This window comes from Streptomyces sp. BE20 (genome assembly GCF_036322525.1).
GTDB lineage: Bacteria > Actinomycetota > Actinomycetes > Streptomycetales > Streptomycetaceae > Kitasatospora.
This window is the reverse complement of sequence record NZ_JAQYWW010000957.1, coordinates 120,750-133,657: the sequence shown is the minus strand read 5'-3', so window position 1 is coordinate 133,657 and position 12,908 is coordinate 120,750. Positions and strand designations below refer to the sequence as shown.

At 73.5% G+C, this 12,908-nt stretch carries 13 protein-coding genes; 11 read left to right on the top strand and 2 right to left on the bottom strand.

Annotated features, from left to right (window positions below; genetic code table 11):
• The first annotated feature begins 130 nt into the window (after positions 1 to 130).
• The 3 genes from PUR61_RS24245 (at position 131) to PUR61_RS24235 (ending at position 3,889) form a co-directional block, all read left to right on the top strand.
• Positions 131 to 334 (top strand): cold-shock protein, encoded by a 204-nt coding sequence (locus tag PUR61_RS24245; RefSeq protein WP_030918248.1) that lies wholly within the window; start codon positions 131 to 133, stop codon positions 332 to 334.
• A 372-nt stretch (positions 335 to 706) separates the two neighbouring features.
• On the top strand, positions 707 to 2,260 hold the full coding sequence (locus PUR61_RS24240) for a DEAD/DEAH box helicase (protein WP_329881488.1): 1,554 nt from the start codon (positions 707 to 709) through the stop codon (positions 2,258 to 2,260).
• 216 nt (positions 2,261 to 2,476) lie between these two features.
• Entirely contained in the window at positions 2,477 to 3,889 is a 1,413-nt protein-coding gene (locus PUR61_RS24235; protein WP_443035228.1) for a SulP family inorganic anion transporter, read from the top strand.
• A 101-nt stretch (positions 3,890 to 3,990) separates the two neighbouring features.
• Here the strand turns inward: PUR61_RS24235 and PUR61_RS24230 are convergent, their stop codons facing one another.
• On the bottom strand, positions 3,991 to 4,809 hold the full coding sequence (locus PUR61_RS24230; RefSeq protein WP_329881487.1) for a DUF1206 domain-containing protein: 819 nt from the start codon (positions 4,807 to 4,809) through the stop codon (positions 3,991 to 3,993).
• 149 nt (positions 4,810 to 4,958) lie between these two features.
• Positions 4,959 to 5,444, bottom strand: a complete 486-nt coding sequence (locus PUR61_RS24225) for a hemerythrin domain-containing protein (RefSeq protein WP_329881486.1) — start codon at positions 5,442 to 5,444, stop codon at positions 4,959 to 4,961.
• Positions 5,445 to 5,773: 329 nt separating this feature from the next.
• On the opposite strand from PUR61_RS24225, the gene PUR61_RS45495 reads away from it, so the two are divergent.
• The 8 genes from PUR61_RS45495 to PUR61_RS24185 all read left to right on the top strand — a co-directional run bounded on the left by PUR61_RS45495 (position 5,774) and on the right by PUR61_RS24185 (position 12,862).
• Complete coding sequence (locus PUR61_RS45495) at positions 5,774 to 6,562, top strand: SCO2400 family protein (RefSeq protein WP_443035225.1); 789 nt, start codon at positions 5,774 to 5,776, stop codon at positions 6,560 to 6,562.
• A gap of 187 nt (positions 6,563 to 6,749) precedes the next feature.
• Complete coding sequence (locus tag PUR61_RS24215; RefSeq protein ID WP_329881484.1) at positions 6,750 to 7,301, top strand: RNA polymerase sigma factor; 552 nt, start codon at positions 6,750 to 6,752, stop codon at positions 7,299 to 7,301.
• The gene (locus PUR61_RS24210) at positions 7,298 to 8,125 is read left to right on the top strand and encodes a zf-HC2 domain-containing protein (RefSeq protein ID WP_329881483.1); all 828 of its coding nucleotides are present in this window, start codon (positions 7,298 to 7,300) and stop codon (positions 8,123 to 8,125) included. The genes PUR61_RS24215 and PUR61_RS24210 overlap by 4 nt, the downstream gene beginning before the upstream one ends.
• 126 nt (positions 8,126 to 8,251) lie before the next feature.
• Entirely contained in the window at positions 8,252 to 9,064 is an 813-nt protein-coding gene (locus tag PUR61_RS24205) for an ATP-binding cassette domain-containing protein (RefSeq protein WP_329881482.1), read from the top strand.
• A 66-nt stretch (positions 9,065 to 9,130) separates the two neighbouring features.
• Positions 9,131 to 10,447, top strand: coding sequence for a hypothetical protein (locus PUR61_RS24200; protein ID WP_329881481.1), 1,317 nt, complete (start codon positions 9,131 to 9,133; stop codon positions 10,445 to 10,447).
• A gap of 20 nt (positions 10,448 to 10,467) precedes the next feature.
• A complete protein-coding gene (locus PUR61_RS24195) occupies positions 10,468 to 11,037 on the top strand; it encodes a hypothetical protein (protein ID WP_329881480.1) in 570 nt (189 codons plus the stop codon).
• A 91-nt stretch (positions 11,038 to 11,128) separates the two neighbouring features.
• On the top strand, positions 11,129 to 11,488 hold the full coding sequence (locus tag PUR61_RS24190) for an ArsR/SmtB family transcription factor (protein ID WP_329881479.1): 360 nt from the start codon (positions 11,129 to 11,131) through the stop codon (positions 11,486 to 11,488).
• A 180-nt stretch (positions 11,489 to 11,668) separates the two neighbouring features.
• Positions 11,669 to 12,862, top strand: a complete 1,194-nt coding sequence (locus PUR61_RS24185) for an MFS transporter (protein ID WP_329881478.1) — start codon at positions 11,669 to 11,671, stop codon at positions 12,860 to 12,862.
• Positions 12,863 to 12,908: the final 46 nt, after the last annotated feature.

Here is a 12,908-nt window from a genome sequence, read left to right as displayed (position 1 = left end):
TGTGCGCCTGCTGGTGTTTTGCGCAGGCGCATTTTTTGTTTCCCGGCTCTTCCCCGGGCGGGTCATCATCGCGGCGACTCGGAGTCTGCACCGTGCGGGCTCCGGACAGCCCTTGAAGGAGATTTTTTTTATGGCTAATGGCACCGTGAAGTGGTTCAACGCGGAAAAGGGCTTCGGCTTCATCGAGCAGGAGGGTGGCGGCCCGGACGTCTTCGCCCACTACTCGAACATCAACGCCAACGGCTTCCGTGAGCTGCTCGAGGGCCAGAAGGTCGAGTTCGACGTCACGCAGGGCCAGAAGGGCCCGCAGGCCGAGAACATTCGCCCGCTGTAGTTCTTCCGCCACGGCACCCGCCCGGCGGCGAGGGGCCCGCACCGCGTACATGCCCGGTGCGGGCCCCTCGGCTTTTCCCTGAACGACCCCGGCCGCCCGGGCTACCCGGCTCCCCGGTTCCGCCACCGGCGGCCGCTCCCACGCGAGACGCACTGCGCCGCGTCCGGATCGGCGCCCGACCGTGACAGCTCACGGTTCGAGGTTCCGCGTTCCCGCCCTCCGCGGTGAGCGCCGACCACGGGTGACGTGCCGCACGGCTTCGCCGTCCACGCTCCGCCCGTCACACTTTCTGGCTCGTTTTTTGTGGTCTCCGCCGGCGCCCCGCGCTGCGGACCTTCCTCGAAGCGCGCCGCTCCTGAGGAAGGTTTCCGCATGAACCGTTCCAGTCGTTCGTCCTACCAGAACGCCAACTCCCGCTCCGGAGGCGGCTTCGGCGCCGGCTCCCGTGCCGGCTCGGGCTCCCGCTCGGGTGGTGGCTTCGCCTCCGGCTCGGGCTCCCGCTCGGGTGGCGGGCGGCGCCCCTCCGGCGGGAGGGGTCGTCAGAATTCCACTCCGCAGGGTGAATTCGCCATGCCCGTCACCGTCACCCCGGCGCTTCCGGCCGTCGAGTCGTTCGACGAACTGGACATGCCGAACGCGCTGCTGGCGACGCTGACCCGGCGGGGCGTCACCTCGCCGTTCCCGATCCAGGCCGCCACGCTGCCGAACTCGCTGGCGGGGCGCGACGTCCTCGGCCGCGGTCGGACGGGTTCGGGCAAGACCATCGCGTTCGGTCTCGCCGTACTGGCCAACATCGCGGGGCAGCGGGCCGAGCCGCGCCGCCCGCTGGCGCTGGTGCTGGTCCCCACCCGTGAGCTCGCTCAGCAGGTCACCGAGGCGCTCACCCCGTACGCCCACGCGGTGCGACTGCGGATGGCGACCGCGGTGGGCGGGATGTCGATCGGCCGTCAGGCGCAGACGCTGAACCGCGGGGCGGAGGTCGTGGTGGCCACCCCCGGTCGGCTCAAGGACCTGATCCAGCGAGGCGACTGCCAGTTGGACGGGGTCGGTGTCGCGGTGCTCGACGAGGCCGACCAGATGGCCGACATGGGCTTCCTGCCGCAGGTCACCGAGTTGCTGGAGCAGGTCGCCGAGGGCTGCCAGACGATGCTGTTCTCCGCGACCCTGGACCGCAACGTGGACCGGCTGGTGCGCCGCTTCCTCAACGACCCGGTCACCCATTCGGTGGACCCGTCCGCGGCCGCGGTCAGCACCATGGAGCACCACGTGCTGCATGTGCAGAACTTCGACAAGAACGCCACGATCGCCCACATCGCCTCCCGCGAGGGCGGCGTGATCATGTTCACCGACACCAAGCACGGTGCGGACCGCCTGGTGGAGGACCTCCTCGCGAACGGCGTGAAGGCCGCGGCCCTGCACGGGGGCAAGTCCCAGCCGCAGCGCACCCGGACCCTGGAGCAGTTCCGCTCCGGCCAGGTGACGGCGCTGATCGCGACCAACGTCGCCGCCCGTGGCATCCACGTCGACGGGCTCGACCTGGTCGTCAACCTGGACCCGCCGGCCGACCACAAGGACTACCTGCACCGGGGCGGACGCACCGCCCGCGCGGGGGAGTCCGGCACCGTCGTCACGCTGGTGCTGCCCAACCAGCGCCGTGAGATGACCCGTCTGATGGCCACCGCCGGCATCACCCCCACCTCCACCCGGGTCCACCCCGGCGACGAGGAGCTCGCCCGCATCACCGGGGCCCGGGTGCCCACCGGGGTGCCCGTGGTGATCCCCGACCCCGTCGTCGAGCGCCCCCGCCGCAGGGCCTACGCGGGCGGTGGCGAGCGCCGTGGCCGCTCCGGCGAGACCGGGCGCAGCCCGCAGAGCACCACGGGTGCCCGTCGGCGGTCGCCGAGGCGCATCGCCCTGGCCGCGTAGGCGGAACGGCCGAAGGCGCGGGGTCCGCCACGGCGGTCCCCGCGCCGGACGGACGCCGGTCGCCCGGGCTCCCGCGATCCCCTTCTTGCGTGCACCGCCGGTCGCGCCCGAGTACGACAGGTCCACTCCGTCTTGCAGACTTCCCCGCCCGCCGCCCCGCGTTCACGCGTCCCCTTCCCGACCGGGCTGTCGGCGAAGGTCCTCCGCACCGAGGCGATGGCCGGTCTGGTGGTCGCGCTCGCGCTGATCCCCGAGGCCATCTCGTTCTCGATCATCGCCGGTGTCGACCCGAAGATCGGCCTGTTCGCCTCCTTCACCATGGCGGTGGTGATCTCGGTGGTCGGCGGCCGGGCGGCGATGATCTCCGCCGCCACCGGCGCCGTCGCCCTGGTGATAGCCCCGCTGAACCGCGAGCACGGCCTCGGCCATCTGGTCGCCGCGGTCATCCTCGGCGGCGTCGTCCAGATCGCGCTGGGCGCGCTGGGGGTGGCGAAGCTGATGCGCTTCGTCCCGCGCTCGGTCATGGTCGGCTTCGTCAACGCCCTGGCCGTCCTGATCTTCCTCACCCAGGTCCCCGAGATGCACGACGTGCCGTGGGCGGTCTACCCGTTGCTCGTCGGCGGCCTCGGGCTGATGGTGTTCCTCCCGAAGGTCACCAAGGCGGTCCCGGCGCCGCTGGTGGCCATCGTCGTCCTCACCGCGATCACGGTGGCGGCCGGCATCGCGGTACCGACCGTGGGGGACAAGGGCGACCTGCCGTCCTCCCTTCCCGTCCCCGGCCTGCCGGACGTGCCGTTCACCCTGGACACGCTGACCACCGTCGCCCCCTACGCCGTCGCGATGGCGCTGGTCGGGCTGATGGAGTCGCTGATGACCGCCAAGCTCGTCGACGAGATCACCGACACCCGCTCCTCCAAGACGCGCGAGTCGATCGGCCAGGGCGTCGCGAACATCGTCACCGGGTTCTTCGGCGGCATGGGTGGTTGCGCGATGATCGGCCAGACCATGATCAACGTGAAGGTGTCCGGCGCCCGGACCCGCCTGTCGACCTTCCTGGCGGGCGTGTTCCTGATGGTGCTGTGCATCGTGTTCGGCCCCGTGGTGTCGGACATCCCGATGGCCGCCCTGGTCGCCGTCATGGTGATGGTCTGCTTCGCGACCTTCGACTGGCACTCCGTGGCCCCGAGGACGCTGAAGCGGATGCCCGCCGGGGAGATCACCGTCATGGTGATCACGGTCGCGGTGGTCGTCGCGACCGGCAACCTCGCGGTCGGTGTCGCCGTCGGCTCGGTGACGGCCGTGGTCATCTTCGCGAAGCGCGTCGCCCGTCTGGCCGATGTCACGGCCGTCACCGACCCCGAGGGCGGCGAGGTGGTGTACGCGGTGACCGGCGAGCTGTTCTTCGCCTCCAGCAACGAGCTCGCGGGCCGGTTCGACTACGTGAACGGCCCGGCCAGGGTCGTGATCGACCTCTCGGCTGCGCACATCTGGGACGCCTCCTCCGTGGCCGCCCTCGACGCCGTCGAGGCCAAGTACGCCAAGCACGGGAAGACGGTCGAGATCGTCGGCCTCAACCAGTCCAGCGCGCGGCTCCACCGGACCCTCAGCGGTGAACTCACCAGCCACTGAGGGCCCGCATCCGTACCCGCACCGGTGCCGGCTCCGGGCGACGCGGCGGACGCCCGCGGGCGGTGGGTGTTCGGCCTGCCCGTGACGCTCGGCAGCAGGCGTCAGAAGCGTCGCCAGCGGACGGAGGCGAGGGAGAAGACGCCGAACAGCAGCAACCCCAGGGCCAGGACCGCCAGCAGCCACGGGCCGACCGGCGTGGCCGCGAAGGAGCGCAGGGTGTCGTCGACGCCCTTGGCCTGCGCCGGGTCGAAGCGGACGGCCGCGATCAGGGTGTGGACGCCGACGCCGACGAACACCACGCCGCGGGCGACGTTGCCGGCGATCCCGCCGGCCGTGACCGCGGCGCGGGTCCGCCGCCCCATGGCGGCCGTGTCCATCTTGCGCAGGAACTTCCGCAGGGCCGCCCGGGCGGCGATTCCGACTCCGACCCCGATCAGGACCAGACCGGCGGCCGAGACCAGGAACCGGCCACCGGTCCGGCCCAGCACGGTGGCCGTCCAGTCCTTGGACGCACTGTCGCTGTCGGACCCGCCCCCGGACCCGGCGGCGAACGCCGCGGTTCCCCAGCAGACCGACGCGTAGAATGCCGCGCGCCCGGTGTTGAGCAGCCTGCTGGTGGTCTTCTTGCGGCCCCGCTCACCGAAGGCGGCGGCCGAGGCGCGCCAGATCGTCATGCATCCGAAGCCCACGGCCAGCAGCCACAGCAGCACGCGGCCGAAGGGCTGGTCCGCGATCTGCCGGAGCGCGCCCTGGCGGTCGGCCTCCTCCGAGCCGCCGCCCAGCAGGGCGATCCGCAGGGCGAGGTAGCCGACCACGACGTAGACGAGGCCGCGGGCGGTGAACCCTCCCCGGCCGGCCAGGCGTAGCAGTCGGTCCGCGGAATCCCCACGGTGCTGCCGGGTCTGCGTGGCAGTGGACACGGCGACTCCCCCTTCGTCCGGGGCGCGCCCTGCGCCCGCCCGGGAGAGCGTGTGCCCGCGTCGGCCGCAGGTAGTCGCCCCGCCGGGCGCCGGGCGTGCGGAGGGCGGGGAACGGCGTCGGCGGGGCGGCGGTGCGCCGCCCCGCCGGCTCACGCCGTACCGAACCGGAAGACCCCGTCGGGCCAGTCGGCAGCCGGTCCGGACCTGTCGAGCGCCTCGCTGATCGCCCGTTCCTCGTAGCCGAAGTGGGACTCCATGACGGCCGCCAGTCCGTCGAGCTCGCGCCCGATCGCGTCGAGGGCAGGGCCTCGCGATTCGGTGGCCCGGTGCGCGAGTTCACCGACGCGGGACAGGATCGAGGAGATCATCCCGTGGTCCTCGACGAGCTTCGCGACCGTCGGCGCGAGATCGGGGCGTTCCCGCAGCAGGTGGGAGAACATCCCGTCGTCCTCGCCGCGGTGGTGCGACTCCAGGGCGGCGCAGAAGGCCAGGCAGTGGGTGACGAGTGTGTCGTCGCTCAGGCGGCGGTGCCCGAGATCCGTCCTGATCCCGGTGATCAGGCGGCGCAGTTCATCATGTGCTCGTGCGAGCTGCAGGCTCAGCGCGGCTGCACGGTCGCGATCCTGGGAGGCCAAGGTCGGCGGTCCCCTTCGGTTCCGCACCTCCATGCCTGACGCAGTCCGTCACCGGCACGCGATGCCCGGCCATCCGACCACGCGACGCGCCGGTACGGCAAGCAGGATCCGGGGCACGGTCAGGTCCCCGGTGCCCGGGTGACGGCGTGTCCGCCGCGGGGCCCGGGGGCGGCCGGCACACGGCATCTCTCCAGAAAACTCACAGCACGGTGTGGAACCCCCACAGCCGGGCTGCCTAGGCTCCGCATGCGCACGACGAAGTGCGCGGGGCCGGCGGCGACGGACGACGACCGGCGCGAGCCGGCCGCCCGGCAACACGGGAAGACCACATGGACTACTGCGCACCCTGCCGACGCCATCTGAACGGCGCTCTGGCCTGCCCCGGCTGCGGGGCGCCGGCGACCGGTCCGGAGCCGGCGGCGTACCGACCGGCGGACGCCGCGGCGGTGACGCGCCCGCAGCCCGGCGTGCCGGGGCCGGTGCCGCTGCCGGCCGGGCGCGGCGACGGTCGGACCGTCGGCCGGACCGGAGGTCGCGCGAACCCGCGGCGGATACGGCGACGGCCGGGGCGGATCGTGGTGTCCGTGGTCGGCCTGGCCGTCGTGGGGCTGGGAGCCGTGACGCTGGCGGCGAACGGCTCGGAGGGGGTGCCGCCCGAACCGGCGGCCGAACAGCCGGTGGCCACCGTGCCGCAGCACGTCCCGACCCCGCAGCCGACGGTGTCCGGCGCGCCGCCGTCCGCGACCGGGGCGCAGGGGCCGCCCACCCCGCAGCCCTCCGGCAGCCGCCCGCCCTCCGCCGCCGCATCACCCACCGCCCCCCTCTCCGCGTCCGCGTCCGCGTCCGCCCCGACCGCGGCCCCGTCCTCGGCGCCCCGGGGCGGCGCTCCGGCGGTGTCGGCGACCACCCGCGGGCCCGACCCGGTCGGCCCGAGTCCGGCGGCGCCGGGCCCGTCGGTGCCGGGCACGCCCCCGGCGGCTCCGGCGACCCCCGTGACCCCGGTGACCACCCCGCCTCCCGTCACGAGCCCGCCGTCCTCGCCCTCGACGCCGCCGACGGCCGCACCCGCCCCGCAGCCGACCCGCACCTGCACACCGTTCCTCTTCTGGTGCACCTGAGGACGTCCCGGCAGGGGCAGGGGCAGGGGCAGGGGCAGGACGCCGGGGGCCGCAGCGGGTGACTGCGGTGCCCGACGCCGGTCGGGAGCCCGCCTCCCCGCCGCGCGGACCGGCGCGATCCGGTGCTGTGACGTGGATCACGCCGCCGAGGAAAACCGGGAGCCGCCGTGCTCCGTCAGACCAGGACGTGAAACGTTCACCGGCCTCGCTGACCGAGGCCCAGCTGGTCCGACGGATCTCCTGCGGGGACACGGCGGCCTTCGACGAGCTGTACCGGCGCAGCGCCCCGTGGTTGACGGCGCGGCTGCGTCGGCGCTGCGCGGACGACGAGATCGTCGCCGAGGTCCTGCAGGAGACGTACATGGCGGTGTGGCGGGCGGCCGGGTCCTTCGCCGACAGCATGCGCGGCGAGGAGGCCGGTGGCTGGCTGTGGACGATCGCCGCCCGCCGGCTGGTGGACGCCTTCCGCGTACGCGGCCGGCACAGCACCCTCCCGCCGGCGACCGCCGCCCCGGGCCCGGCGCCCTCGGCCGAGCACGAGGTGCTGGACGCCGAGATCGGGGGCGACCTGGGTGCGGCGCTGGACCGGCTGGCTCCCGAGCTGCACCAGGTCCTGACCGCGATGGTGCTCGACGGGCTGACGGTCCGCGAGACGTCCGAGCTGCTGCGGATCCCCGAGGGCACCGTCAAGACCCGTGCCCGCCGTGCCCGCCTCGACATGCGAAAGGCCCTGTCATGACTGCGCACGTCCCCCGCGAGCTGCTGGTGAGCTACGTACTGGACCCCGGCGCCCCGACCGGGCCCAGTGCGGGTGCGCTGTGGACGCTGGAGGCCCACCTGGAGCGGTGCGCCGTCTGCCAGGCCGTGTTGAGGGAGGTGTCCCTCGCCCACCGTCCGGCCGACACCCTGCTGATGGCGCAGGTGCGCGAGCGCCTGACGGCGACCCTGACGCCGGTGCGCCGGCGCCGGTGGCGACGGGTGCGGAGCGAGCTGGCCCGGTGGGCGGCGCCGGCGCTCGGGCCGTGGGTGGCGGCGGTCGTCCTCGTCGTCCTCGGCGCCCTGGTGCTGTCGTCGGCCGTCCTGCGGGACTCGCCGACCCTGCTCCTGCTCGCGCCGGTGATGCCGCTGCTGGGCGTGGCGCTGAGCTGGGGCCCGCACTCCGATCCGGTCCACGAGCTGATCGCCACGACGCCCCGGTCGGGGCTCGGTCTGGTCCTGCGGCGGACCCTGGCCGTGCTGACCCTCGTCATCCCGGCTCTGGCGGTCGCCGGCGGGATCACCGGCGCCGCGTCCGCGCTGGTCCTGTTGCCGGCCCTCGCGTTGACGTGTGCGGGCCTGGCGCTGGGCAGCCTGGTGGGAATCCAGCGCGCCACCACCGGGCTGGGCGCCGGATGGGCCCTGTTCGTGGTCGTCCCCGCCGTCGACGGCAAGACCGTCCCGTTCTATCTGCAGGAGTCCGCGGCCCCGGGATGGGCGGCCGCGACCGCTGTCCTGGGTGTCGCCGTGGCCCTCTGCCACAGGGCCTACCTGCACCCCCGCGAGGCCCGCGCGCGCCAGCGCTGAACACCGCAACGCCGTTACGTGCGGAGCCCGTACCGCGCGGCGCCCGTTCCGCGCGGCGCCCCTGCACGTGGCGCGCGGCGCCCTTCACCCGTACCCCCTTCACCCGCACCGCGAGGAGACACGACCATGCCCGGAACCGGCATCGCGAGCGAGATCGCGCCCACCGGCTACGCCCATCACATCCAGGCCCACGCGCTGACCGTCCGGCGGGGCCGCCGCTCCGCCGTCGACGGGGTCCACCTGAAGCTGGGCGTCGGCGTGCACGGCCTGCTCGGCCCCAACGGGGCGGGCAAGACCACCCTGATCCGTACGCTCGCCACCGTCCTGACCCCGCACGGCGGCGAGCTGGAGCTCCTGGGCAGCGCGCGTCGCACCCGGGGCGAACTGCGTGAACTCCGCCGCCGGTTGGGCTACCTGCCGCAGTCCTTCGGACACTACCGGCGTTTCACGGTCAGGGAGTTCGTCGAGTACATGGCCTGGCTCAAGGAGGTGCCGAGCCGGCGGACCGCCGACGCGGTGCAGCACGCCATCGACCGCGTGGACCTGACCGGCCGGGCCGACGACCGCATGGGGTCGCTCTCCGGCGGCATGCTGCGCCGGGCCGGCATCGCCCAGGCGATCGTCAACGACCCCGACATCCTGCTGCTCGACGAGCCGACCGTCGGCCTGGACCCGGCCCAGCGCATGGAGTTCCGTGCCCTGCTGCGCGACATCGGCGCACAGTCCTGCGTCCTGGTCTCCACGCACCTCGTCGAGGACATCGGCGCCGCCTGCGCCGGCGTCGTGCTGATGTACGAGGGCGGCACGGTCTTCGCGGGCGACGTCGACCGGCTCCGCGCCGCGGGCACCGACGCGGACCCGGGCGACAGCGAGATCGAGCGCGGCTACTCCGCCCTCCTGCGCCGGCACCGGGAGGGGAAGGTCGGCGCCGGGGGATAGGCGACGCGGCACGACCACCGTCCGACACCCCTGCCCGCCCTGATCCCCGACGAATTGGAGTCCGTGATGTTCCGCATGGTGCGCCTGGAGGCGAAGCGCTCGATCGCCCTGCTGCTGTTCCTGGTGGTGGCCGCCCTGACCCGTGTCTTCCTCTGGATGGACGTCCAGCAGTGGGCGGCCAGTTGGACGCCCCTGGTCCACTCGATGCGGGGGACGGCCTGGATCGTGCTGCCGGTGGTGCTGGCCGCCGCGATCTGGCACGGCGGGCGGGAGCGGCGCGCCGAGGTCTCCGAGCTGTTCGCCGCCACGCCGCGGCCGCACCGGGTCCGTCTGCTGCCCGCCTTCCTGGTGTTCGCCGGTACGGCGGTGCTCGCCGTGGCGGCGGTGGTGGGATGGGCTGCGGTCGTGGTCGCCGGGAACGCGACCTTCGACGGCGGCGAGTGGCCGCTCGGCCTCGCGGTGGGACTGCTCGCCGCCGTCGCCGTCACCCTGGTCGGGCTGGGTGTCGGTCGGGTGGCACCCGCGCCGGTCGCGGCGCCGCTGGGCGCGGTAATGCTGTTCCTGGCCCTGACGTTCGCTCAGGTGCGGGACGACCGCCCGGCCAACCGCCTGGTGGACACCGTGCTGCCGATGCTGCCGGTCACGGACGACTTCCACCGGGTGCTGCCCGCCTTCTCGGTGGCCCAGGGCATCTGGTTCGCCGGCCTCGGGGCCACCGGCGTGCTGCTGGCCGTCGCGGTCACCTCGCGCGCCCGGGCCCTCGCCCTGGCGCCGGCCGTGGCCGGGGTGGCCCTCGGAGCGGTACTGGCGCCGTCGGGCGCGATCGTCCCCGCCCCGGCGGCCACCGCCCTGGTCTGTGCACCGGGCGACGACCGGATCTGTGTCACCCAGGTGCACAGCAGGGCTCTGCAGGACCTCATCGCGCCCGCGCGGAAGGTGCTCGAAGCCTTCGCCGAGGTGCCCGGCGGCCCGAAGCGGGTGCAGGAGGACCAGGTGAGCTGGATGTTCGACGACGGCAGGCCGACGGCCGGTGCCGATCTCGACACGGTCAGGGTCGCGCTTCCGTACCGGACCAGGGAGGGCGGCATCCGGTGGGAACCTGAAGCGGTCCTCTCGATCGTGGCCCAGGAAGCCACCGTCGACCCGGGCTGCTTCGACGGGCAGGAGGAGCAGCGCCGTGCGTTCGACGCCTCCGGTGCGATCACCGCGGCGCTCCTCGACACCCCCACCGACAAGCTGAGTCCCGCCGCCCGCCAGGCCTACGACACGCTGCGCGCGCTGCCGATCGAGGAGCGCCGCCGACGGATCGGGGACGGCCGCAGGGCCGGGCTGACCTGCGGGGACCCGCTGGCCGTCGTCATGGGTCGGGAGGCGGGCCGGTGACCCCGGGTCTGCGTGGTCTCGTGCTGCATTTGCGCAGCCGGGCGATCCCGGTGACCGTCCTGGTCTTCCTCGCCGCAGCCGGCGTCTCCTGGGCCGGATTCCGGCTCGACGATCCGGGCATGTCCCGGACGATCGGTCTGACCGCCCTGGTGCTGGGCGTCGCGGCGATCTCCCGGACGCTCTCCGGCCCGGACGAGGAACTGGAGCGCGGGACGCCCGTCCCCTGGCGGCTGATCCGCTTCCTCCACCTGGCGCTGCTGGGTGCGGTCCTCCTCGGCCTGCTGATCGCGGTCCGTCTGGTCGCCGGAGAGCGGACGCACGCCGTGCCGCTCGGCAACCTCGTGCTGGCCGGTCTGGCCCTGAGCGCGGTGACCGCTCTCGCCGCGGTGCTGCTGGGGGCGCACGCGGCCTGGGCCCCGCCGGTCGGCTGGGCCCTGGTCATGCTGACGGTGGGGTCCCGGAACTCCCCCGGCGGGCAGGCGCTGACCTGGATGGTGCAGGACCCCCGCACCGTCATCTCCACGACGGTGGCCGTCGCGCTGACGGTCGTGGGCGCCGCCGCCTACACCTGGCGGGGCAGCCGCTGGTGAACGGGGTGCGCCGGTCCTCCGGAGGCGCCGCGCGCCCCCGGAGGCTCGCCGGCCGAGCTTGACACGTTTCTTCGTATCGAGAATATTAGATATGTCTTACGGGGTCGTCGTAGTCGTCGTGCGGAGGGAGTGTGGGGCGGTGGATCCGCTGGCCGTTCACAAGGCGCTCGCGAACCCGGCGCGCGCGGACTTCCTGCGCTGGCTGAAGACGCCCGAGCGCTACTTCGACGAGGACTACTACCGTGAGCGCGGTGTCGGGTTCCACATCGGCGTGTGCGTGACGGACATCCGGGAGCAGTCGGGACTGGCCCAGTCGGTCGTCTCCGGCTATCTGCAGATCCTGCGGGACGCCGGGCTGCTCGTGTCGGAACGCGTCGGCAAGTGGACCTTCTACCGGCGCAACGAGGAAACGATCGCGGCGTTCGCCGCCTACGTCCGCGACGAGCTCTGAGGCTTCTCGGGCGGGCCGCGGGGCCTTGTCGGCCGGGCCCGGCGCCTCGCGGCGCCGGGCCGCCCTGCGGGCCCTTTTTTTCGGCATCATCCATCTAATTATCTAGATTTGTAGCTCGGTCTCCCGGGGCTGCGGGCCGGCGGTGAGCCGTCCTCCGGGGGCCGGGCGCGAAAGGCTGCCATGCGAAAGACCGGTCTCGTCGTCCTGACCCTCGCCCTGGGGGTGTTCGGGATCATCACCACGGAGATGGGCGTCGTCGGCGTCCTGCCCCGCATATCCGAGGAGTTGGGCGTCGCGCCGTCCACGGCCGGATGGCTGGTCGGCGTCTTCGCGCTCGTGGTCGCCGCCACCGGGCCGTTCACGACCCTCCTGGCCTCCGCCGTCCCCCGCAAGACGGTCCTCGCGACCGCGCTCGCCGTGTTCGCCGTCTCCAACGCCGTCTACGCGCTGACCGACCGGTTCGAGGTGATGTTCGTCTTCCGGGTGATCCCGGCGGTGTTCCACCCGGTGTTCTTCTCGGTCGCGCTCACCGCAGCGGCCCGGCTCGTCCCGGCGCAGCGGGCCACCCGGGCCGCGACGACGGTCTTCGCCGGCGTCACGGTCGGGTTCGCCTTCGGGGTGCCGCTCACCTCCTACCTCGCCGAACACCTGTCCCTCGCCGCCGCGTTCTGGTTCGGCGCGGGTGTCAACCTCCTCGCCCTCCTCGGCGTGCTGGCCCTCTTCCCGTCCATGCGGTCGGAGGAACGCCTCTCCTACGGAGACCAGTTGCTGATCCTGCGGCGCCCCCGGCTCTGGCTGGCGGTGCTGGCCGTCGTGGCCGTGTTCGCGGCGATGTTCTCGGTCTACGGGTACTTCGCCGAATACCTGGAGCAGGTCACCCGGCTGAGCGGCTCCCAGGTCGGCACCGCACTGATGGCGTTCGGGATCGTGATGGTCGCCGGGAACCTCCTCTTCGGCCGGATGCTGGAACGCGACCCGGTCCGCACGGTGACCGCCTTCCCGGTGCTCTACGTACTCGTCTACGCCGTGGTCTACGCGGTCGGACCGTGGGCCGTGCCGATGGCCGTCGGCGTGCTGCTCTGGGGGGCGGTGCACTCGGGCGGACTCGTCGTCAGCCAGAGCTGGCTGGCCCGGGACGCCCAGGACGCGCCCGAGTTCGGCAACAGCCTCTTCATCTCCTTCTCCAACCTCGGGATCACCCTCGGCAGCGCGGCGGGCGGGCTCGTGGTGTCCTCGCTGGGCGCGCACCGGCTGCCGTGGGCCGGAGCGGCGTTCGCCCTCGTCGCGCTGGCCGCCGTCCTGCTGCGGCGGCGCCTCGGGCCGGTCGTCGCGGCAGGCCCGGGCCGTGCCGGTCGTTCCGGAGGTCGTACGTGATCCTGAAGCGGACGGGCTCTCCGGGCGGGTGGAGCGCGGCCGGGAG

What these genes read in the sequence shown, in the direction of transcription:
- PUR61_RS24235 (WP_443035228.1), top strand. Translation starts at nt 2,477, where the DNA reads ATGGCCGGTCTGGTGGTCGCGCTCGCGCTGATCCCCGAGGCCATCTCG.
- PUR61_RS24185 (WP_329881478.1), top strand. Translation starts at nt 11,669, where the DNA reads ATGCGAAAGACCGGTCTCGTCGTCCTGACCCTCGCCCTGGGGGTGTTC.
- PUR61_RS24210 (WP_329881483.1), top strand. Translation starts at nt 7,298, where the DNA reads ATGACTGCGCACGTCCCCCGCGAGCTGCTGGTGAGCTACGTACTGGAC.
- PUR61_RS24205 (WP_329881482.1), top strand. Translation starts at nt 8,252, where the DNA reads ATGCCCGGAACCGGCATCGCGAGCGAGATCGCGCCCACCGGCTACGCC.
- PUR61_RS24200 (WP_329881481.1), top strand. Translation starts at nt 9,131, where the DNA reads ATGTTCCGCATGGTGCGCCTGGAGGCGAAGCGCTCGATCGCCCTGCTG.
- PUR61_RS24240 (WP_329881488.1), top strand. Translation starts at nt 707, where the DNA reads ATGAACCGTTCCAGTCGTTCGTCCTACCAGAACGCCAACTCCCGCTCC.
- PUR61_RS24190 (WP_329881479.1), top strand. Translation starts at nt 11,129, where the DNA reads ATGTCTTACGGGGTCGTCGTAGTCGTCGTGCGGAGGGAGTGTGGGGCG.
- PUR61_RS24245 (WP_030918248.1), top strand. Translation starts at nt 131, where the DNA reads ATGGCTAATGGCACCGTGAAGTGGTTCAACGCGGAAAAGGGCTTCGGC.
- PUR61_RS45495 (WP_443035225.1), top strand. Translation starts at nt 5,774, where the DNA reads ATGGACTACTGCGCACCCTGCCGACGCCATCTGAACGGCGCTCTGGCC.